Annotated in this window: 19 protein-coding genes; 7 read left to right on the top strand and 12 right to left on the bottom strand. The window is 69.5% G+C overall.

Annotation, left to right across the window (positions count from 1 at the left end):
- Positions 1-19 precede the first annotated feature (19 nt).
- The 3 genes from C4V41_RS55365 to C4V41_RS55375 all read right to left on the bottom strand — a co-directional run bounded on the left by C4V41_RS55365 (position 20) and on the right by C4V41_RS55375 (position 2628).
- A complete protein-coding gene (locus tag C4V41_RS55365) occupies positions 20-1015 on the bottom strand; it encodes a LysR family transcriptional regulator (protein WP_103964126.1) in 996 nt (331 codons plus the stop codon).
- A gap of 279 nt (positions 1016-1294) precedes the next feature.
- Positions 1295-2296 (bottom strand): acyl-CoA desaturase, encoded by a 1002-nt coding sequence (locus C4V41_RS55370; protein WP_103964127.1) that lies wholly within the window; start codon positions 2294-2296, stop codon positions 1295-1297.
- A gap of 20 nt (positions 2297-2316) precedes the next feature.
- Positions 2317-2628: a UBP-type zinc finger domain-containing protein gene (locus C4V41_RS55375; protein ID WP_103964128.1), complete on the bottom strand. Its 312-nt coding sequence runs from the start codon at positions 2626-2628 to the stop codon at positions 2317-2319.
- A gap of 373 nt (positions 2629-3001) precedes the next feature.
- Here C4V41_RS55375 and C4V41_RS55380 point away from each other — a divergent pair, with 373 nt between their 5' ends.
- The 4 genes from C4V41_RS55380 (at position 3002) to C4V41_RS55395 (ending at position 6124) form a co-directional block, all read left to right on the top strand.
- Positions 3002-4345 (top strand): PP2C family protein-serine/threonine phosphatase, encoded by a 1344-nt coding sequence (locus tag C4V41_RS55380; RefSeq protein WP_103964129.1) that lies wholly within the window; start codon positions 3002-3004, stop codon positions 4343-4345.
- 204 nt (positions 4346-4549) lie between these two features.
- Positions 4550-5137 carry a DUF5994 family protein gene (locus tag C4V41_RS55385; protein WP_268808920.1) on the top strand — a complete coding sequence of 196 codons (588 nt, stop codon included), beginning with the start codon at positions 4550-4552 and terminating at the stop codon, positions 5135-5137.
- 125 nt (positions 5138-5262) lie between these two features.
- Complete coding sequence (locus C4V41_RS55390) at positions 5263-5586, top strand: STAS domain-containing protein (RefSeq protein ID WP_103964131.1); 324 nt, start codon at positions 5263-5265, stop codon at positions 5584-5586.
- A gap of 40 nt (positions 5587-5626) precedes the next feature.
- The gene (locus C4V41_RS55395) at positions 5627-6124 is read left to right on the top strand and encodes an ATP-binding protein (RefSeq protein ID WP_103964132.1); all 498 of its coding nucleotides are present in this window, start codon (positions 5627-5629) and stop codon (positions 6122-6124) included.
- Positions 6125-6264: 140 nt separating this feature from the next.
- Here C4V41_RS55395 and C4V41_RS55400 read toward each other — a convergent pair whose 3' ends face one another.
- On the bottom strand, positions 6265-6603 hold the full coding sequence (locus C4V41_RS55400; RefSeq protein ID WP_235030989.1) for a VOC family protein: 339 nt from the start codon (positions 6601-6603) through the stop codon (positions 6265-6267).
- Positions 6604-7526: 923 nt separating this feature from the next.
- Between C4V41_RS55400 and C4V41_RS62520 the strand changes: the two genes are divergently transcribed.
- Entirely contained in the window at positions 7527-7679 is a 153-nt protein-coding gene (locus tag C4V41_RS62520; RefSeq protein ID WP_160150743.1) for a hypothetical protein, read from the top strand.
- A gap of 185 nt (positions 7680-7864) precedes the next feature.
- On the opposite strand, the gene C4V41_RS62525 is transcribed toward C4V41_RS62520, so the two are convergent.
- The 7 genes from C4V41_RS62525 to C4V41_RS55435 all read right to left on the bottom strand — a co-directional run bounded on the left by C4V41_RS62525 (position 7865) and on the right by C4V41_RS55435 (position 14138).
- Positions 7865-8053, bottom strand: a complete 189-nt coding sequence (locus C4V41_RS62525; protein ID WP_235030990.1) for a hypothetical protein — start codon at positions 8051-8053, stop codon at positions 7865-7867.
- A 125-nt stretch (positions 8054-8178) separates the two neighbouring features.
- Entirely contained in the window at positions 8179-8457 is a 279-nt protein-coding gene (locus C4V41_RS55405; RefSeq protein ID WP_235031001.1) for a helix-turn-helix domain-containing protein, read from the bottom strand.
- Between the two features lie 877 nt (positions 8458-9334).
- Positions 9335-9709 (bottom strand): STAS domain-containing protein, encoded by a 375-nt coding sequence (locus tag C4V41_RS55410; protein ID WP_103964134.1) that lies wholly within the window; start codon positions 9707-9709, stop codon positions 9335-9337.
- 577 nt (positions 9710-10286) lie between these two features.
- Positions 10287-11141, bottom strand: coding sequence for a sigma-70 family RNA polymerase sigma factor (locus C4V41_RS55415; protein ID WP_200824927.1), 855 nt, complete (start codon positions 11139-11141; stop codon positions 10287-10289).
- A 20-nt stretch (positions 11142-11161) separates the two neighbouring features.
- The gene (locus C4V41_RS55420) at positions 11162-11563 is read right to left on the bottom strand and encodes a VOC family protein (protein WP_103964190.1); all 402 of its coding nucleotides are present in this window, start codon (positions 11561-11563) and stop codon (positions 11162-11164) included.
- A 386-nt stretch (positions 11564-11949) separates the two neighbouring features.
- Positions 11950-12399, bottom strand: coding sequence for a hypothetical protein (locus C4V41_RS62530; RefSeq protein WP_160150745.1), 450 nt, complete (start codon positions 12397-12399; stop codon positions 11950-11952).
- Positions 12400-12614: 215 nt separating this feature from the next.
- Entirely contained in the window at positions 12615-14138 is a 1524-nt protein-coding gene (locus tag C4V41_RS55435; RefSeq protein ID WP_146104203.1) for a hypothetical protein, read from the bottom strand.
- 375 nt (positions 14139-14513) lie between these two features.
- Between C4V41_RS55435 and C4V41_RS63670 the strand changes: the two genes are divergently transcribed.
- Together C4V41_RS63670 and C4V41_RS55445 are read left to right on the top strand one after the other, a co-directional pair.
- On the top strand, positions 14514-14762 hold the full coding sequence (locus C4V41_RS63670) for a hypothetical protein (RefSeq protein WP_200824928.1): 249 nt from the start codon (positions 14514-14516) through the stop codon (positions 14760-14762).
- A 23-nt stretch (positions 14763-14785) separates the two neighbouring features.
- Complete coding sequence (locus tag C4V41_RS55445) at positions 14786-16303, top strand: leucine-rich repeat domain-containing protein (RefSeq protein WP_103964138.1); 1518 nt, start codon at positions 14786-14788, stop codon at positions 16301-16303.
- 141 nt (positions 16304-16444) lie between these two features.
- Here C4V41_RS55445 and C4V41_RS55450 read toward each other — a convergent pair whose 3' ends face one another.
- Positions 16445-20254, bottom strand: coding sequence for a type I polyketide synthase (locus C4V41_RS55450; protein WP_103964139.1), 3810 nt, complete (start codon positions 20252-20254; stop codon positions 16445-16447).
- Between the last annotated feature and the right edge of the window lie 15 nt (positions 20255-20269).

A 20269-nucleotide genomic window follows, 5' to 3' on the forward strand; every position in this document is an offset into this window, starting at 1 on the left:
AGGGCGGTGTGCTTCGTGATCACCGCTCGGGGATGGGTCTGATCGTCGAGGCTCGCGCGGTGGGGCTGACGACGCTCGGGGCCTCTCCGACGGGCGTGGGACCGGTGGCAGGGCTGATGGGTTCCAGCCAGCCGAGCCGCTCGGCCAGGTGCTGGGCCCTGTCGATGACGGTGGCGATGTGGGGCGAGGGGTTGTCCTGGTGCCACAGCAGGGACCAGGGGTAGTGCGTGGCGGGTTCGATCAGGGGCCGCCAGGTGGTGCCCGGCCGGTTGGAGGTACGGAAGGAGGAGGGGACGCAGTGCACGCAACGATGCTGAAGGACGAGGTCGGCGGCGGCACGGCTGCTCTGCACGGTGCCCTCGTAGAGAGTTGGCGCGAACCCGGCCGCGCGGCACAGCGTGATGACGAAATGGTTGAGCTCTGGGGTCTGTTCTTCTTCACCGAGAAGCAGGAGTTCGTCGGCGAGGGCGGCGACGGGTACACCGTCGGGTTCGGCGAAGCGGTGGCCGTCGGGCACCAGCACGCCGAGCGGATCGAGCCTGATCAGCTTGGAGGACACCTCGGCCGGAGCCTGTAAGGCGTACCCGATGGCGATGTCGAGGCGGCCGTCGGCCAGTTGCCGGTACTGCTCGGGGGTGCCGGCTTCGACCTGATGGATCGTGATGTCAGGGTGGGTGCGCTGGAGTTCGCGCAGGATCTTCGGCATGGTGTCATAGCCGGCGTCGATGATGCCGGCGCGCAGTGTGGGCGCTGACGTCACGGCGTTGCGCGCCGCCTGCCCGGCGCGGCCCACGTGATCAAGAATCTGGCGGGCCTCGACGAGAAAGGCCATGCCCGCCGGGGTCAGATCGACGTGGTGGGTGCTGCGGTCCAGCAACCGCACACCGAGCTCGCGTTCCAGCCGCTGGATCTGCTGGCTCAGCGCGGACTGCACGATGTGCTCGCGCGCAGCCGCCCGGCCGAAATGCAATTCTTCGGCCAGCGTCACGAAATAGCGCAACTGACGCAACTCCATGCCCGCCACCCCTTCCCGCCCGGGCGGCGCCCAACTGGGCCGTACTCTCCACTGTAGGTGTCACGTGGTGGTGTGAACGCACGCGTCACTCGTCGGCTTAGTGCCCGGCAGGCGGCGGGGCATGCGTGCCCTGGCGGTGGAAGGGTCCGCCGGGCTCGCTACTGGCGACGCTGGTCGCCGGTGGTGCGGCCGAAGCGCCGCCTGAGCGGGCCGCCGATGACGATCATCGCGGCACCGGTGGGCAGCCGTGCCGGCGGCGAGACCGAAAAGGGGCGCCGGTCAGTCTCGGGCCGGGGCGCGGGCTTGTTGGCGCGGCCCGGCGCGGCGGCGTTCAAGGCGGGCCTGGTCAGGCCAGCGCACGTCGCTCGCCCAGCCGAACCGCTCGAACAGGCCGATCACGGCGGCGGACGGGTCGATCTGACCGCGGTCGAGGCCGTGGCGGGCGCAGCTGGGTTCACTGTGGTGGCCGTTGTGCCAGCTTTCGCCGAAGGACAGCAGGGCCAGCGGCCACAGGTTCGTCGAACGGTCGTGACGGCGGGTCTTGAACGGCCTGCTGCCGATGACGTGGCACAGAGAGTTGACGCTCCAGGTGACGTGCTGCAGCAGCGCGACGCGGATCAGGCCGGCCCACAGGAAAGCGGTCAGGCCACCGTACAGCGTGCCGGTGATCGCCCAGCCGGCCAGGAACGGCAGCGCCAGCGACAGCGCGCACAGCGCGGGAAAGGCGCGTGCCACCCTCCTCATGGCCGGATCGGCCAGCAGGTCGGGGGCGTAACGTTCGACCGGGGTCTGGTCGTCGGTGAACAGCCAGCCCAGGTGAGCGTGGGCAAGCCCCCGAAGCTGCCCGCGCAGACCAGTGCCGTACCGGTAGGGAGAGTGGGGGTCTCCCGGCCGGTCGGTGAAGGCGTGATGGCGGCGATGGACGGCGACCCAGTCGATCACGTTGCCCTGGAAGCCCATGGAGCCGGCGACCGCCAGCGCCACGCGCAACCATGGCCGGGCCGTGAAGGAGGCATGGGTGAGCAGGCGATGGAAGCCGACCGTCACCCCGAGACCGGTCACCACGTACAAGATCGCCGCCAGCAGCAGATCGGTGAGCGTGACTCCCTGCCCCCATGCCAGGAAGATCGCGATACCGAGGCCGATGAACGGCAGGACCACGATCGCCGCCGTCAGCCCCGCCTGGGCGGGGCCGACCAGAATGTGCTGTTCCGCCTCGGGGAAGGCCGAGGCGCCGTCGTAGTCCTGGCGGCGTTCCGCCCTCTGTTCGGAAATGGTCATAAGATCTCTTTCGTCTTGGCCTATACGGTCCGGCGGTGCACGTAGCACCAGCGCCAGGTCGATCTTGTTTCCAGGGTGGTGACCACCGGATGGTCGGTCTCCTGGTAGTGGGCGCGGGCGTGGCCGCCCTGCGAATTGTCGGAACAGGCGACCCACCCGCAGGTCAGGCACACCAGTAACCGCGTCCAGGTCCGGCCGAGAGCCAGGCATTCCTTGCATTCGGGTGGGCCGTACTCCACAGCCGAGAACTGGTCGATGTGATCGCAGCGCGGGGCCTGACCGTTCAGGCCCGCGCGGTCGGTCGCGTTGGTTCCTTGTGCGTCCAGGGTCATGACGACCCCCTCACGGTGACAGCGACGCAAGCTGCGCCGTCTGGTCATCCACCAGTCAAGGTGGTCGGCGCCCCGGCGGAAACACGCAATCCCAGCTAGCCTCATCAGTTACGGCGATAGCGAGCCCGCCGGCGCGCCCCGGCCCCGCGTCTCAGCAGGTCGACGCCCGGCGATGGGCCGGGGATCCGGCCGCGTCCGCAAGGCCAGGTAGCATCCCGCCGGTAGCAAGATCGCCGTGCTTGTTGTGCTGCCTGCTGGTGGCTGATTACGCTGAAGGGGTCAACGGTGTTGACTCATCCGGCCACGATCGGGGGGCCGCATCGATAGGCTGAGCTGCCGGGACACTCCTTCCGGCGGGAGGCGGGCGCGCGCGATGAAGGCTCCGCTGAAGCCGCTGGTGTTGGCGGACGTACCACCGATGCCGGTGCAGGTGTACAACCCGGCCCGGCTGGCGGCACTCGCCGCCACCGCCCTGATGGGCACCGAACCGGACCCGGACTTGGACAACCTGTGCGAGCTGGCGGCCTCAGCGGCCGGGACCCAGCAGGCGCTGGTCGTGTTGTTCGACGCCCGCCACGCGTTCTACAAGGCCGCGGTCGGCTGGGGGCCCCTGGCGCTCAGCCGGCGCAGTGTCCTGCTGCATACCGACGCCTGTCATCTGCTGGCCGGCGCCGCTGGTCCCCTGGTCGCCGAGGACGCCGCCTGCGACGCCAGGCTGGCACACCTCGCGGGCGTGCGCGACAAGAGGGTGGGCGCCTGGGCGGGCTTTCCCCTGCGTTCGGCCGATGGGCTGGTGCTGGGCGGCTTGTGCGTACTCGATGAAGAACCGCGTCCATGGACCGCCGGCCAGATCGACACCCTGACCAGGCTGGCCGGCGCGGTCAGCGATGTGATCGAATTGCGCCGGCAGGTGCACCAGGCCCAGGACCGTATCGACGCCCTGCGAAGCTCCGGAGCCGCGGCCGACCGGCTGGCCCAGACATTGCAGGACAGCCTGCTGCCGCCGGTGATCGCCCGTCCGGCCTGGCTGGACGCGGCCGCACTGTATCTGCCCGCCAGCAACGGCGAGGCGGTGGTCGGCGACTTCTACGACCTGTTCCCCACCCGGCCGCCGTGGTGGTGCGCGGTGCTGGGCGATGTGTCCGGCAAAGGGCTGGAGGCGGCCAAGGTGACCGCGCTGGCCCGCTACACCGTGCGGACCGAGGCCACCCAGCACGCCTCGCCGGCCACCGTACTGACCCGGCTGAACGACGCGCTGGTCCGCCAGCGCGTCAACGACCGCTTCCTGACCGCGGTGTGCGTGATGCTGCGGCCCGGCCCTGACGGCGGCGCGCGCGGGCTGATCAGCCTGGGCGGTCACCCCCCTGCCCTGATCCGGCGTGCCGACGCGACCGTGGAGGAAGCCGGCCGGCCCGGCCTGCTGCTCGGCCACTTCGACGACACCGCCCTGCACGCCGAGCTGGTGGAGCTGGCTCCGGGCGACGCGCTGCTGCTCTACACCGACGGGGTCACCGAAGCACACAGCCGCGGCGGTCACGACCTGTGGGGGCTACCCGCGCTCAGCACGCTCCTGGCAGGCTGTGACGGCCTGAACGCCGAGCAGATGCTGGAACGCATCACCAGCGCCCTGACCGTGCATACCGGCGGCTATCACAGCGACGACACCGCCCTGCTCCTGCTGCGCCTGCCTCATCCCACGGAACAGCGCCCACGATGACCTGCCGGACCGCCTTGTCGTCTTCGGGGAGCGGCTCTGGCGGCGGGTGATGTCCAAAGGGCCGTGACCGAGACGTTCGGGCCGCCGCGAGGTAGACTGAAGATACCGAGGACTTTCCGAGCGTCGGCATTCAGGTCTGCGTCGCCCCCGGCGAACCACCACCGGCCCCCTTCGAACAGGGCCTGGACAGGTCAGCCGACCATGATGCCGACACTTCTTTCTCCACCCATACCCCTCAGCCCCACCTCGTCCGCGATTCCGCGATGCGATTCCGCGCTCCGGCTCCGCCTGCACCCGGTGCTGGATCGCCGGGCCGTGGTGGACGGCGCCTGGTGGCCCTACTCCCGCGACGCCGCCGCCGAACTACCCTCTCTCATCGCCGCCGTCGACCAGCGACTGGGCCGGACCACGCTACGGATAAGCGTGCACCAAGACGCCTGGGAGCGCATCCCGCGCCGCATCCCGGCCCGCGGACGGCAGGTCCGCATCGGCTGGTTCCACCACACCGACCCGCGCGTGATCACTCTGTCCTTCGCCACCGGCGAGCCGATCGTCTTGCTGCTCATCCCACCCGGCACCACCGAGACCACGCTCGATCTCACCGCCCGGGACACCACCGGCCTGACCACCGACGCCATCCTCACCCTGGCCGGCCTGCCATCCGAGCCCGCGATCCCCGCCACCATCCGTGCGGGGACCGCCGACAGCTCCGCCCGCCGGGAGAACGACGGCGGATCGGTCATCGCGCGGCAGGCGACCACCTCGAACAGTCAAGCCTCAGCACTCTCGTGAGGTCACCCACGTGCCGCCTGCCGGCCGGATTGAGCGGTTCAGGGCACCGCCCGTTCAGGCGGCGGGCCGATCTCCGGCCGGCAGGCATCTCATCGCACCGCAGCTTCTCCGGTAAGGAGACCTCCATGACCGCCCTCGACACCGCCCCGTTCGACGGGGTGACGGCCCCGGCCCCCACTCTCGTGCACCTGTCGGGGGACATCGACATCTTCACCACCGCCCAGCTGCGCCAGCGGCTGCTCAACGCTCTCGACCACAGCACCGACACGCTCGTCCTGGACCTGTCCCAGGTCACCTTCTGCGGGGCCGGCGGCCTGGGCGTGATGATCGGCCTGCAAAGCCGTGCCCGGGCACGCGGCATCACCCTGACCCTGACCGGCCTGCCCCCGCACTTGGCCGGGCTGCTGCGCATCACCGGCCTGGACCGACGCTTCCCGATCGGAGCGTGATCCGGCATGCCGACCATCCGCGACCCCCGCCAAGCGCTTGATGACGGCAGCCACCCACGCGGGCCGACCTCCGTACCGCCATGGCCATCTCGCCGCAGCCCGCGACTGGTCGCGGGCGATCCGCGGGCATGAGATGCCCGGCGACGGGCCGCCATCGGCCATGACGTGGAGCTTCACCCGCGCCGATGCACGGCATCTGCGCCGCTCCTTGGCCACTCACGTCGCCGGCCGGGGCCTGTCGGGAGTGCGCTGTGCGGAGTTCGTGCTGGCGGTACATGAGGGCGTGATGAACGTGGTCGAGCACGGCGGCGGCGCCGGCCGGGTACGGCTGTGGCGGGCCAGACACCTGTTGTGCTGCGAGATCAGCGACGGCGGGCCCGGCATACCCACGCAGTGTCTGGACCGCGCCGGCATGCCCGGTCCAGACGGCGAATGCGGGCGCGGCTTGTGGTTGATGGACCAGCTCACCGACACGGTCACCGTCACCAGCGGCCTGCAGGGGACGGTCATCCAGATCTCCGTCCGCCTGCCCGCCTGACGACCGCCGCCCCCGGCCGCAAGCCCGGCACCTTGCGCCCGAGTTGGCAGCGGAACAGCGGGATGGCGCGAGCCAGCGTGACGGCGCCGCCCTCGCACGCCGTCAGGAGGGTCAGCGTTTCCGGTCGGCGATGGATGCCATCAGGAAGACGTCAGGCAGAAGGGGTGGCCGGCCGGATCCAGGAGGACCCGCCAGCGTCCGTCGCCGGGCTGACGGTCCGGTTTGGCCGCGCCGAGTTCCAGCGCCAACTCCTCCATCGCATCGAGGTCGGCAGCGCGGAAATCCAGGTGGAGCTGTTGTGGCACGTCCTGACCCGGCCACTGCGGAGCCCGGTATCCGTCAACCCGCTGGAATCCCAGATCACAGCCGGAGTCGTCCGTCAGAGCGACGAACTCGCCCGTACTGAAGAGCTCGCGCATCCCGGTCAGCGCACCGTAGAAGCCCGCCAGCGTCTGCGGGTCGGCACAGTCCAGAGTCACCCCTCGCAGTACAGCGCCTGCCACCATTGGCTCCTTCGCGTCCGCGCGTCCGTCTCCGTGAGCCGCCGCTGCACGCGATCACCGGCCACAGCCACACCGTACTCGCCACATCCACCGCTGAAGTAGCGGTTTTCCCCTGCCTCAGAGCAACGAGTGGCTGTGACCGGCGCTTTCGCTACACGCCCTAACAGGCCACCGATTCATCACGGGCCGCGTCGTTGCCGATGCCGGAGTCAGGGAGGCTGCAGGTCGAGGAGCGGGTTTGATGCCTGTGGCCGGTTAGGAAGCCGATCGGGCAGGTCTTATGGGACCGTGTCCCGTAGTTTTTCCAGTCCCCGTAGGCGGTTCGGCTGGTGGGCCCGGTCCCGCACGTGATCACGACCCTGTGCTGCGAGAGGATAACGAACGGTGTGCACTGCGAATACGCTGAGCTTCGGTTCACGGCGGTTGAGCCGCACGTGGCCGCGGTGGCGGCCGAAGCGGGCTGGGCAATGCCCGTCAGCAGGGCACACACGGGTAAGGAAGCCACGAGAACACGGCTTGCTGTCCTCATCATGGACGGTTCCCCTTTCGGATCTGGCTCCTGGGCATGCCTCCATGAACCTTCGCGAACTGCCACCGGGCCAGCGGTTCTGCCGGACGGGACAGTCCCGGACACGACATCGTGCTCATAACCTCGCCCCTGCGGCATCGCTCGTAGATCGACTCGATCAGCATTCAGGACGACACCGGTGCGCGTGCCCCGCATCGCCGACATCTCCGACGCTCAACAGTGGTGGGTCGACCCGGCCGACGTCGGCCTGGCCGGCATCTCACCGAGTCCGGCGACAGCTTCCACGCGCTCGCCGACGCCACCCACACCCTGTCCAGCCTGCGTGAGTCGCCGGCTCGATCGCTCGGGAGTTTCACGATGAGCTGCCCTGATGCCTCAGGAAGGCGAAGATCTCGCCGCCGGCGCCGGTGAGCAGCCCGGCAACGGCGTCGCGATCAGGATCTCGGCGGACACCCGCCTTATCGGAGTGCTGCTCCGGAGTCGGCGCCTGGTGCCGTCGACCATGCGTTTCACCAGCGTGTGAGCGTGATCGCGGGAGTCAGCCGGCTGCGGACGGGGCGTAGTGCGCGGGGCCGGCGGGCCTGTCCTTGACGGGGTTGCAAGCCTCCCTGCGGAGGGCCGGTTTCTCCCGCGCACACGGGCGGGACGGCGCCATCTCCGACACGTGCGTGAGCGGGAGGCGGCGCCGAGATGCACGTCCCCCATGAATCACAGGTTGCGCATGAGCCGCGGAGTGACCAGCGTCAGCCCGGAGCGCATCTTGACGATCACCGGCCTGCGGACGGCGTTCCAGGTGGAGCCTCTGTGCAGGAGGCCATCCAGCCCCTGCGGGCATCGCCCCCGGGTCAGCGGCATCGCCGCGGACGGCCCGCGAAGCCGCCTCGCCGTAAAAGGCATCGCACTCATCAGCCCGCGGCTCCGGCTGTGCAGCACCCTGGGCTCGCGACGCGGTATGGCCTGGTCAGCGCGGGCGAAGACCAGGCCACAGAGTAGCGGCGCAGGCTGGTGGCGGAGCCGCCGTGTCAGTTTCCGGCCGTGCGTTCGCGTTCGTGCTCGCGTTCGTATGCGGCGTTGATGCGCAGCGCCTCGGCGAGCTGGTCTTCCAAGATGATGATCCGGCAGGCGGCTTCCACGGGAGTGCCCTGATCGACGAGTTCCCGGGCGCGCGCGGCCAGACGCAGCTGGTAGCGGGAGTAGCGGCGGTGCCCGCCGCCGGAGCGTTTCGGCTCGATCAGATGGGCGGCGCCCAGTGCCCGCAGGAACGTGGGGGTGACGCCGAGCATCTCGGCGGCCGCACCCATGCTGTAGGCGGGGTAGTCCTCATCGTCGAACCGGTCTTCGGCCGTGGGTCCGGCCGTGTCCGTAATCCTGCCGTGGGCGAGCGTGTCACCCTCGGCAGCCGAGCGACGTTGATCCATATGTTCCTTTCCCATCACGTTTCACCACGCGCACAGGGGCCCCGGCGCCTGTTGCGCCGGGGCCCGAAGAGTTCAACACCATCTACCGGCCATCCGGCCGGCTTACCGTCGTGCGCATCCGCCCTGTCGTGCGGCGGTGATGCGCGGATCGCGAATGCGTGACCGTAGACCACCTTCCCATCTGTGGAACTGCGGTTCCCGAGCGGCGATACTCAGCCGGCAACGGGCGATCCCGATGGCGTCAACACTCCCTTCATCTCTTCCGAACCACTTCTTCTAACTTCTACCTACGGCAGCGCGTCCACGCTCTGGGCCCCTTACCACTGCGCTGGCCCGTCACGTCCGACCTTCTGCCACCAACCTTCAACCTCAGCTTGCTCCGGGCAGTTCGTCGTCCTGCTGGTAACTCCTTGTGCTGCCCGGTTGGATCCGTTCCTTGCTATGTCAGAAACCATAGCCCCCACAGAAGCGAATGTCTACTACGGCGAGTGCACATTTTCAGCTCCGGGCGCGGCAACGTTCCGGCCTCCGCCGTTGCCCCTACGCGAACGCATGACAGATGCACGAGCACCGAGATCACAACTCCCACCGCGACCTGGGCCGAGACCGTGAATCCGCGCCGCCGCTCGAGGCCCCTCTCCCCCGGTGAGCGGTCACCCGCCAGCGCCCTGCCGGGGCTGCCGGCACCGGTGGGTCACGTGTCCGGTCACCCCCGTACACGGCTGACTTGCATGGAGTGCCGTGACGGCGCCCGCGAGCGTCAACGAGACTGGTGCACCGGCGCCGCGAATGCGCTCAGCACTGCGGCGATGGCTCCCTCCACGCTGGAATGGATGTTCATGGCATCCCATATGCCGGTGATCTGCAGGACCCGAGCGGGCACATCCTGCACCGCCGCCAGGTAAAGGGTCGCTTCCTGTTGCCGCATGGCGGCGTGGAGACGTAGCAGCGCATGGAGACCCCTGCTGTCCAGGAAGGTCAGCCCGCCGAGATCCAGAACCACAGGCTCTCCCGGCCGACAGGTCCGGCTGACGTAGGACTCGAGCTGGTCAGCGTTGCTGTGATCGACCTCGCCGACCACGCTGACCAGCATTCCAGTGATCAATTGCTGACTGTCCAGGTAGAGGGGGGACATGGAACCTCGCCAGGGTTAGGGCATGGGCCGTAGCTTGGTGACGAGCATGATTCCCTCTGCGAGGGATAACCTGAGACGACAACTGTTTGTAACCGCGCGACAACAGTATTCCCTCGGAACGAGGATTGAGAAGCCCGTTGGCTAAATCCTCGGAGCGAGCTTCTCCTACCGTTGTCGGCGGCTGCACGCGGCCGGGCGTGGACGGCACGTCCGTTCGTGGTGATATCCCGGCGGTCCGCTCGCGGCCCGTGATGTGCTCCAGCAGGTGCTCGCCAACTTCGCCCCTGCGGAGGTTCGCAGGGACGCTACGACGCGACCACGTGCTGGTTCATGGTGAACGGCATCTGCGCCGGGTGCTCGCCGAATGCGAGCGACACCATGACGATCATCGTCCGCACCAGCAGATGCCGCCGCTGCATGAGCCCGGCCGCGTGATCGACATGAGGGCGCCGGTCCGACGGACCGAGGCCGTCTCGGGATTGATCAATGCCGAGACGGGTTCGTCGGGATCGCGCACCATCGGCTGGCCGGCCTGGGATGACCCGCACATGCTCGGGCCGACCCGGACGACACCGGCTCAGGCCGGGGCGGACACCTGGATCGAGGCGAGTTTGGCCGGGTCTACGACGATGTGAATGCCGGCGATCCGGCCGTCGGTGACGGCGAAGGCGATGACGGACAGAGGCGTTCCGTCCGAGCGCCAGGACATGTGCCCGGGGATGCCGTTGACCAGCACGGGTCGCTGGCGAGCGATGGCCTCGCCGGAGAACATGCGGGCGCCGGCCGCGACCTCGGTGGCGCCGAGGGTGACGACGATGCCGCCGGGGGTGTCGACGGTCAGCTTCACGTTCGGGTCGAGGACCCGCAGGAGCGCTTCGAAATCGCCGCCGACGGCGGCGGCGCTGAACGCCTGGACGACCTGTTGGTGCTCGCGGCCGGGGCCCGCCGGCCGGTCCGTGGCTTGGACCTTGCGGCGGGCGCGGCTGGCGATCATCTTGGTGGCGTCAGCGGATTTGCCCAGGATATGGCCGATTTCGTGGAACGGAACCGCGAACATGTCGTGCAGGACGAACGCCAGGCGCTCGGTCGGGGTGAGCGAGTCGAGCACGACGAGCAGGGCGAGGCCGACCGAATCGGCCAGCGCCACCTGCTCGTCCGGCGCGGGATCGTCGGCGGGCGTCACCACGAGGTCCGCATGTTCGTGCCCGTAGACGATCTCGGGGTGGGCTTGACGGGATCTCAGCAGGTCAAGGCTGATTCGGCCGACCACGGTGGTCAGCCAGCCCGCCAGGTTACCGATGGTCGCCTCATCCTGGCGGACCAGGCGCATCCAGGCTTCCTGGACCACATCCTCGGCGTCGGCGTGCGAGCCCAGCACGCGGTGCGCGAGAGCGCGCAGCCGATCGCGCTGGGCTTCGAACGCCTCGGCCACGAGGCCGGATGGGTGGGTGGTCACGGCTTTCGCGGCTTTCGCTGCTGACGGAGCGAGACCCGGTTACCGTCCGGGTCCACCGCCTCGATGCGGACCCCGAACGGATAGTCCACGGGTTCCGGCTCTTCGAAGGTGACACCGCGCCGGCGCATGGCCTCGAAATCCTTCCGCAGATCGTCGGATTCGAGGATCAGCGGCCCGGGCGCGCCAATCTGGCCCACGTCGCCCGGCTGTCCCGCGGCCGTCGCATGCGACCACAGGAGGATCTGCACCGGGCTGCCGGGAACGCCGACGGTGAGGAACCGCCCGTCGGGCCCCGAGAAGTCCACCTGCTTCTCCAGACCGAGTCCTTCGGTGTAGAACTCCAGCGCGCGGTCCTGATCGGTGACGTAGCTCGTCACGTACATGATGGTCGTCAGCATCCTGTTCTCCATTCACTCGTTGGGGCGGCGACCGTTCGTATTCGGTCGTCACACCTATGACGAGTGCCGCCGGGAAAGGTAACAGGACCGGTCCGCCGGGGCGCATGCGGTGTGGCCCGGCGGACCGCGTCCAGGCCCGGTGGGCGCCCAAGGCGTGCCGCTGACCGGCAGAAGGAGGCGCGGATGACGTCCTTTGACGCCTTGCCGAGCGGCTCGTCCCGGACCGCGTCGAGGCGACGCTTTCCCGTGACGTGCAGACCGGCCTGGACCATCATGTGGGCCGAGATACCAGTAGTCGTCGCAGGGCGCCTCCAGGACGACGGGGCCGACGTCATTGGAGCCGCCGGAATACCGGCACTCATCGCCGTCGAGTTGCTCCCCGCCGATCAGCGGCGGTTGAGGCTGAGCTTGAGTCCCACTTCGTTGCCGAGCCACTGCTTGTAGCGACCGGCCAGGACGCCGTAGGAGACCCGGCTGCCGTTGGCGGCGGTGACCGTGACGTCGATGCGTTCGACTCGCCATGACTCGTTTGAGTCGTTGCCGGTCTGGTAGCGGATGTAGACGTCGTTCCGGTTGAGGTGCTCGAGAGTGAGGTTGGTGCTCCGGGGGTCGTTCTGGTCGGGGTAGGTCACGTTGGCGCCTTCGCCGAAGATGTACTCGTTGTCGCTTTCGGGCTCGAAGGTGCTGATGTCATCTCGATTGGCGCGGAATTCGCGCCCTGCGGCACCGAGGAACACCATGTTGGAGCCTTTGGCGGTGGCGTAGTCGTCGTCGTCCGGGGCGGTGGCGATGCGGGCGACGATGGAGGTGATAGCGGTGGAGTTGGGGGAGGACATTACCGATCTCCTAACGTTGCTACTCTTTGTAATCGAATGACTACTCTATGTAGCTTGCCGATAGTGCCCTTCCTAACACCCTCTGCGAGTGAGGACCTCCTTACTCACCAGCAATGTCGCCGTGTGATCGCTGGGCCCGCACCCGCTTCCGCTGCGCCGTGCGGGCGTGCCGCCGTGGACTTCCCCGCCGGCACGCCGATCGTCGTGTGGTGCGGTCAGTTGCCATCGCCCTGCCGGTAGAAGGGCTGGGCGCCGGTGAAGTAGGTCGCGAGGGCGGCGTTATGTGTGGTCAGCGCCACGGGGTCGATGTGCGACAACGCGTACGCCTCGGCGTACAGTTCGGCGAAACCGGCGGCGGTGGCCGGAAACTGCTTCGTGTACGGGGTCAGGTCCTGGCCGATCCCCTGGTTCTGGGCGTACTGCTTGAAGCTCAGTTCGCGGCCGGTACGGTCGCCCTCCTTCTTCTCGTACTTCCTGCGCCAGGCGTTGGAGCGGAAGTCGATGTCACACCAGCGGATGAGCTCAGCGTGGAAGATCGCCCACGGGGCGTCGCATGGTGTGGCCGTCAGCCTGTTCCTGAGCTGGTTGTACTCATCGTCGCTGGGATGGTCGCCGGCTTCGGAGCGGCGGTTCAGCCCGATCGCGCGTTCGTAATCGTCCATGATGGCGTTGGCGTCGTCCATGACCAGGGCGCGGTGCTTTTTGAGTTCCGTGCCGAGGGCCGCGGTCTTGTTGGCCGCATAGTTCCGGGCGGCTTGGGCGAGTCCGGCCATCTTTCCGCCTTGCTGCTCGCAGAAACCGATGGCCGCCGCCGCCTGGGCGGGTGGCCCCAGGGCCGCGCTGTAGGCGTTCTCGGCCAGGTCGACCACCTTTTCGATGTCTTCGGTCCCGTAGCGGAGAGTGGTGGCGTTGGTGATGTCATCCTGCGACAGAAGGTCGACTTCTCCGTAGACGCCGGGCTGAGTCGTTGCCACGGCCGCGCCGGAGTTTCTTCGGGCTTCGGTCCTGCGGTGTACCGATGCCACGGCGTGGCCGATTTCGTGCAGGATGCCGATGACGCTGACCGGATAGACGATCCCGTCGCTGCCCTCGTAGAAGCCCTTGGCGTCCCGGTCGAACATGGCGGTCGAGATGTCGATCGTGCCCAGGGATGTGATGTTGGGGCCGAATTTCTGCCGGAACACTCCCAGGTCGGGCTCTCCCCCGGGTGCGGGCGGAAGTTGCGGCACGCGGCCGAGTTCGAGACCGCGCAGGGCCGGGCGGTCGTCCTGTTTGACCAGGGCCAGCGCGCACTGGAGTTTGGTCAGGTCGACCGGGGTCCAGCCGCCGGTGATGGTCCGGAGGCTGTAGGTAGCGATGAGTTCCCGCTTGAGGTTCTCCGGGTTGCCCGCCGGGTCGTTCATGGGTCTGCCGCGGCCGACGAGCCGGGCCGTCGCGTTGCGGTCCTGGTCGTAGGTGAGGACGACCTGCCCTTCGGCGCCGGGGCCGATCGGCAGGATCTGGCGGTATGTCTTGCCTTCGATCTCGTACGTGCTGTAGTGGGCGAGTAACCAGCGGAGGGCGCGTTCCTCCACGTCGGTGACGCCCTGGCCCTGGATGGTGCCCTTGCCCGGGAGCCGGCTGTCGCTTTCCTTCTTGGCGACGACGTCTTCGCTGAGGACGTTCGGCAGGAGTACGGCCGGTAGGGCTCCTACTTCGTATCCGATGTTGTGCTGCGTGATGTCGATCTCTTCGTACATGATCATTGTCTCCTTCGCGGTTGGCCGGGTCGACTTCCGGGACGTTATGCAGCGTCCGGCACATATGTCAATGGGTGTCGACATATTGAATTAAGGGCTTTGGCATTTGGGTGGGGCCGTTCTCCGTGCGCGAAACCGCGCGCAACCGCCCGCACCTGGCGTGTCCCGCCGCACACGATCGGGACATGGCGCCCTGATTCGGCCCTCGCCCTCAAGAGCGGTTCCGCGCCCGCCGAACTGGCGGCGCTACGCCGCGGTCAGTGGCCGCGACCTCGGCCGGCCGTCATCTGAGCGCCTGCTCAAATGGCTTGAGCCATCGCTCGGATCGAAGCGCCGGATTTTCGATGCGCACAGCGAACCAGCAGGTCACATGCGGTGGCTGAATGCGCGGTCCAGCCCGAGCGGATCACCCCCCTCTACTGGGACCTGCGCGCCACCAAGCGCGAGGAGGCCGAGCTCGTCTTCCGCGCCGGGGAGGAGGGCGTCCGCCAGCGGGACCGGCGCCACGAATCACGCCGTGGGACGCTCGTGGAGTCGCGCGAAGGCGGTGGCGTGGGGTGCGGACGCCACGTGGATCACGCCAGTGGGAGGACCGGCAGGTCAGACATCGAGTCCTCTTGCTGAGCCCCGCAAGCTACAGTTCCGGGATGATCAGCAGCCACGAGACGTCCCGGTTCGCCCCGCATCATGCCTTGTTAGGAGGGGGGAAACCGCCGACCGCCGCGCACGCCCGGCGTGCCTTCCGTGACCTCGCCGCCGTCCAGGGCCCTGAGGCGCAGGAGGCCTACGAGCTGGCCGCGCGTTTCACCGAGTTCGCACCGCAGGAGTCGGAGAAGCTGCTGAAACCGTGGCGCGACGCGGCCGACCGCGACGCCTTCGCCCGGCTGCTCGTCGCGCCCGCCTTCGCGCGCGAGGGCCGCACCGAGTTCGAGCTCGGCAGGAAGCTCACCCTGGACTGCGGCATCCGGCACCTGACGTCGCTGCGCACGTTGCGCGTATTCCAGCGCAAGGACCTGACCGACCTCAGCGGAGTCGCCGCGCTCACCGGCCTCGTGGAGCTGGACCTGGAGGGTTCCAAGAGCCTCAGCGACATCGGCCCGCTCACCGCGCTGACCGGGCTGCGTACCCTCAACCTGCACAACAGCGCCGTCCATGACCTGACGCCGCTCGCCGGGATGACGAACCTCTCCACCCTGGTGCTGAGCGGCTGCCGCGAACTCACCGACCTCGGGCCGCTCGCCGCGCTCACCGGCCTGGAGAAGCTGGTCCTCGACGACTGCCCAGGCGTGAGCGACCTCGGCGCGCTCAAGGCGCTGGCGAACCTGCGCTCCCTCAGCGTCAGCAGGACGTCCGTCCGTGACTTCGCGGCACTCGCGAACCTCACCGGCCTCACCGAGCTGGACGCCTCGGAGTGCGCCGAGCTGGAGTCCCTTGAGGGCCTGGCGCACATGCCGCACCTCACCGCGCTGAACCTGGGTGACTGCACCCGGCTGACCTCGCTGAACGGCCTCGGCAGCCACCCCGGACTCCGCCGGATCAACCTCTACGGCTGCACGGCGCTGCTCGACGTCAGCGCCATCTCCGGCGCCACGGGGCTGACGTTCTTCGGGCTGCACGGCTCCGCACGGCTCACCTCGATCGACGGCATCGAGGGGCTGCCGCAGATCGAGTACGTCTATCTCAAGGACTGCCCCGGGCTGCGGGACCTGAGCGTGCTGGGCACCCTGCCAAAGCTGGAGTCGCTGAACCTCATCAACCTCCCCCAGCTCAGGGACGCCTCACCAATCCCGCGCTGCGAAGCGCTGATCAAGCTCAGCATCGACAAATGCCCGGAGCTGACCACCCTCGGTGGGCTGCCGCCGCTGCCCGCGCTGGACTATCTCTCCGCGAACGAGTGCCCCAAGCTCCGCACCCTCGGCACGGGCCACGACCTCCCGTGCCTGGAGAGCCTGTTCGCACTGGACGCGCCCTCCCTGGCCGACCTCGGCAGTGTCGCGGAGCTGCCGAAGCTGGAGATGCTCCTAGCGAGCCACCACTCCCCCGGCCTCGACCCGGCGGGCCTGCGTGGCCGGGCCCCGTTCCGGAGCATCGGGCTCGACGAGGAGTGGACGGCCCGCTGGAGCACCGAGATCGATCACGCGCTCCGGGGACACCAAGACGCCTAGGTCGGTCGTGGCGTTCCTGCCGCTGATCGACCGGCCGGGCTACGCCTTCCACCCCGTCATCCCCTCAGTGCACGGCCCGGGGTCCGCCGTCCGGGCCGTGCGTGAAGATCACTTGTGCCGCGACCGGGCCGGCCGGCGGCCTCAGCCCCCGATCGCGGGCATCTCCTCGGGAACGGCCGCCGCGGCCGGCCTGACCGTCACGAGCAGCTCCACCAGGTGATTCGCGATCGCGGAGATGGTGGGCTGCTGCCACAGCAGGGTCGCGGGGAGACGGCAGCCGAAGCGCTTTTCCAGCCGCCGCCGGACCATGACGGTCATCACCGAGTCCAGCCCCTGCTCGACCAGGGGACGCCTGATCGCCAGGTCCTCAGGGGCCAGCCTCATCACGGCCGCGATCTCCGCGCCGATCTGGGGCAGGACGCGCTCGCGCAGGACCTCGGGCGCCAGGCCGGCGAACAACTCCGCGGGCCCCCCGAGATCCTCCTCGGCGGGGGCTGGCGCGTCGATCACCGGATAGCGGAGTCCCGCGAGGTGTCCCGCCACCCGGCCGTCCACGTCGGCCAAGAGCACTCGTACGGTGTCGTCGGCGGCCGGGTCCACGGCCGCGTGGACGATCACCGTCGAGGGTGGCGCGCCGGTCAGCACCACCTCGTCGATGTGGACGACCATGCGCAGCACCGGATCGCCGGGGAACACGCAGGGCGCCACGGACATCGCCGCGTCCAGCGCCGGCGTCCAGCTCCCCGGTTCCCCGGTGCGGACCGTGGCCCGCAGCACGCCGTCGCCGCCCAGCAGCGTCTCGATCGTCCACTCGAAACCCGTCGAGGGCACACCGACGGTGGCCAGCCGCTGGTGCACGAACCCGGGGTCGATCGGCGTGAGAGCGCCGGCATCCGGCAGCACGTCGGGTTTGACCTGCCCCGGAGCGGCCACGTCCGCGGTGGCGTGCACCAGCCAGGCGGGTTCGGGCTCGTCGGGACCGGCCGGTGTACGGGCCGCGATCCGCAGCGCCGGCGGCTCGTGCACGACCTGGATCTGCCTGCGTTCCGCGGTCATCAGCGGATGCGTCATCTCCACGCCGGTGAGCGTGACGTCCTCGTCCTCGGCCGCGTACAGGAACGTGTTGACCAGCACCGCGGCGGGCACGATCTCGACCCCGTTGAGGGCATGGCTGCCCGGGTAGGGCCGGTTGGCATCCTCCAGGCTGGTCCGCCACACCCGGGTCCGGCTGCCCGCGAGGCCGGCCACGGCTCCGAGCAGGGTGTGGGAGTGCGCGTCGTGTCCCCGATTGCCGTCCTCGGCGTAGGACTCGCGCCAGTGGCGGCGGTGCTGCCAGGCGTACGGCGGCAGATCGGCCAGCGCACCGGCCGGCTGCAGCCGGCTCCAGTCCACCTCGACGCCGTGACAGTACGCCGTGCCCACCGCGACGAGGAAGGCCGAGGACTCCGGCTGGTTCCTGCGCAGTGACGTGCCGACGAACACGTCCTCGAACCCGTTCTCCGAGAGCGTCTCGGTGACGGAGTGCGCGACCACGGGGTGGGGGGAGATCTCCAGGAACACGCGGTGGCCGTCCTGCGCCGCCGCCGTCGTCGCCGCGGTCAGCCGTACGGGCTCCCGGAGGTTGGCCGCCCAGTACGCGCTGTCCAGGACGGACGTGGACCGGGGGTCCGCCAGCGCGGTCGTGTACATGGGGATGCGGGGCGCGCCGAACGCCAGATCGGCGGTGGCCGCGGCCAGTTCGACGGCCAGCGGCTCCATGTGGGGGCTGTGGAAGGCGACGTCCGAGGCCACCCGCCGCACCACGATGCCCTCGGCCGGCCACTCGTCCACCACCGCGTCGACCGCGGCCACGTCGCCGGACAGCACGGTGGAGCCGGGCGCCGACGAGATCGCGGCCACCAGGTCGGTACGGCCGGCCAGTCTCTCCTCCGCCTCCTCGAAGGACAGGCTGACCATCACCATGGCCCCCTTGCCCTCGGCCTGGCGCAGCAGCCGGGAGCGGCGGCAGATCAGGCGGGCGCCGTCGGCGACGGTCATCGCGCCGGCCGTCACCGCCGCCGCGATCTCGCCGACGGAGTGACCGATGACGGCCTTCGGAGCGACCCCGTACGCGTTCCACAGCCTGGCGAGGCCCAGCTGCATCACGAAGATCATGGTCTGCACGCGGTCGATCGTGTCGAGATCGCCGTCGGCCAGGACCTGCCGGGGCGAGAAGCCGATCTCCTCGGCGAAGATCGGCTCCACCTCGTCGACCAGGGACGCGAACTCGGGCACGGCGAGCAGGTCCCGCCCCATCCCGCGCCACTGGCAGCCCTGTCCGGAGAAGACCCAGACCGGTCCGGGACCGAGGTCGGGCAGGACGTCCCCGGTGAGGACGGCCTCACTCGGCACGTCCTCCGCGAGCCTGCGCAGATGGCCCGCCAGCTCGTCCCCGCCCGCCGCGACGACGACGGCGCGGCGGGCCAGATGGGTGCGCCGCAGCGCCAGCGTGTGCCCTGCCGACGCCAGGTCGAGCCCCTCCCCGAGGTGGTCGGCGAGCTTGCCCGCGTACTGCCGCAGGGCCCGCTCCGACGCGGCCGTCAGCGGGAACAGCCGCTCGGCAGAAGCCGCCGAAGGAGACGGAACCGCCGGAGGAGCCTGTTCGAGAACGATGTGCGCGACCGTGCCGCCGTACCCGAAGCTGGAGACGCCCGCCCGGCGGGGGTGGTCGCGTTCCGGCCAGGCCGATCGTTCGGTCACCACGTGGAGGCCGGAGGCCTCCCAGGGGATGGCCGGGTTCAGGGTGGTCAGCACGCTCGCGGGGATCTCGCCGCGATCGAGCGCGAGCACGGCCTTGATGACACCGGCGATGCCGGCGGCGCCTTCGAGGTGGCCGATGTTGGACTTGACCGAGCCGATGAGGCACGGGTCGCCGGGGGGCCGCCCCGTGCCGTACACGGAGGAGAGCGCCCCCGCCTCGAGCGGGTCGCCGAGCCGGGTCCCGGTGCCGTGCGCCTCGATGTAGTCCACGGTGGACGGCGCGACGCCCGCCTGCCGGCAGGCCCGGGCCATCACGTGTTCCTGGGCCTCCCCGCACGGCGCCATGATGCCGTTGGTGTGCCCGTCCTGGTTCACGGCGCTGCCGATGACGAGCGCGAGGATCCGGTCACCGTCGCGCCGCGCGTCCGACAGCCGCTTGAGCACGACGACGCCGCAGCCCTCGCCGCGTCCGTAGCCGTCGGCCGAGGCGTCGAAGGACTTGGAGCGGCCGTCGGGGGCCAGGGCTCCCGCGGTGCCGAGCGTGAGGGTCTGGCCCGGGGTGAGCAGCAGGTTGACGCCGCCGGCGAGGGCGACGTCGCTCTCGCCGAGCCGCAGGCTCTGCGCGGCCAGGTGCAGCGCGACCAGCGACGCCGAGCAGGCGGTGTCGATCGCCATGCTGGGGCCGCGCAGGTCCAGGGAGTAGGAGATGCGGTTGGCGACGGCGCACGTCGCGGCGCCGATCCCGGTCCACGCCTCGATCTGGGGCAGATCCTCCAGCAGCCGGCCGCCGTAGTCGGCCGTGCAGACCCCGACGAACACCCCGGCGTCGGTGCCGGCCAGCTCGTGCGGCGGCAGGCCGGCGTGCTCCAGCGCCTCCCACGCGGTCTCCATCAGGATCCGCTGCTGCGGGTCCATCAGCTCGGCCTCGCGGGGTGACAGGCCGAAGAACTCGGCGTCGAAGCCCTCGACGTCGCTCAGGAAGCTGCCGTGGCGCACGGCGTCGCGCAGCGCGGCGGCGCACTCGGGGCTGCGGTTCTCATACCGGCGCCAGCGCTCGGCGGGCAGCGGCCGGGTCGTGTTCCGGCCGGCGCGTAGCAGGTCCCAGAACTCGTCAGGTGAGCGGACATCTTGGCCGGGCGGGCCGGGCAACCGGCATCCGATCCCGACCACCGCCACCGGTTCCACCTGGACTCCGCGTGGACTGTTGACCATGGCGGACGTTCCCTT

It is taken from the genome of Nonomuraea solani (assembly GCF_900108335.1).
Lineage (GTDB): Bacteria > Actinomycetota > Actinomycetes > Streptosporangiales > Streptosporangiaceae > Nonomuraea > Nonomuraea solani.

Bases quoted from the DNA above. Each gene is read 5' to 3' on its own strand.
- C4V41_RS55365 (WP_103964126.1), bottom strand. From the start codon at position 1,015: ATGGAGTTGCGTCAGTTGCGCTATTTCGTGACGCTGGCCGAAGAATTG.
- C4V41_RS55370 (WP_103964127.1), bottom strand. From the start codon at position 2,296: ATGACCATTTCCGAACAGAGGGCGGAACGCCGCCAGGACTACGACGGC.
- C4V41_RS55375 (WP_103964128.1), bottom strand. From the start codon at position 2,628: ATGACCCTGGACGCACAAGGAACCAACGCGACCGACCGCGCGGGCCTG.
- C4V41_RS55380 (WP_103964129.1), top strand. From the start codon at position 3,002: ATGAAGGCTCCGCTGAAGCCGCTGGTGTTGGCGGACGTACCACCGATG.
- C4V41_RS55385 (WP_268808920.1), top strand. From the start codon at position 4,550: ATGCCGACACTTCTTTCTCCACCCATACCCCTCAGCCCCACCTCGTCC.
- C4V41_RS55390 (WP_103964131.1), top strand. From the start codon at position 5,263: ATGACCGCCCTCGACACCGCCCCGTTCGACGGGGTGACGGCCCCGGCC.
- C4V41_RS55395 (WP_103964132.1), top strand. From the start codon at position 5,627: ATGACGGCAGCCACCCACGCGGGCCGACCTCCGTACCGCCATGGCCAT.
- C4V41_RS62520 (WP_160150743.1), top strand. From the start codon at position 7,527: ATGCCTCAGGAAGGCGAAGATCTCGCCGCCGGCGCCGGTGAGCAGCCC.
- C4V41_RS62525 (WP_235030990.1), bottom strand. From the start codon at position 8,053: ATGCCTTTTACGGCGAGGCGGCTTCGCGGGCCGTCCGCGGCGATGCCG.
- C4V41_RS55405 (WP_235031001.1), bottom strand. From the start codon at position 8,457: ATGGGTGCGGCCGCCGAGATGCTCGGCGTCACCCCCACGTTCCTGCGG.
- C4V41_RS55410 (WP_103964134.1), bottom strand. From the start codon at position 9,709: ATGTCCCCCCTCTACCTGGACAGTCAGCAATTGATCACTGGAATGCTG.
- C4V41_RS55420 (WP_103964190.1), bottom strand. From the start codon at position 11,563: ATGCTGACGACCATCATGTACGTGACGAGCTACGTCACCGATCAGGAC.
- C4V41_RS62530 (WP_160150745.1), bottom strand. From the start codon at position 12,399: ATGTCCTCCCCCAACTCCACCGCTATCACCTCCATCGTCGCCCGCATC.
- C4V41_RS55435 (WP_146104203.1), bottom strand. From the start codon at position 14,138: ATGTACGAAGAGATCGACATCACGCAGCACAACATCGGATACGAAGTA.
- C4V41_RS55445 (WP_103964138.1), top strand. From the start codon at position 14,786: ATGATCAGCAGCCACGAGACGTCCCGGTTCGCCCCGCATCATGCCTTG.
- C4V41_RS55450 (WP_103964139.1), bottom strand. From the start codon at position 20,254: ATGGTCAACAGTCCACGCGGAGTCCAGGTGGAACCGGTGGCGGTGGTC.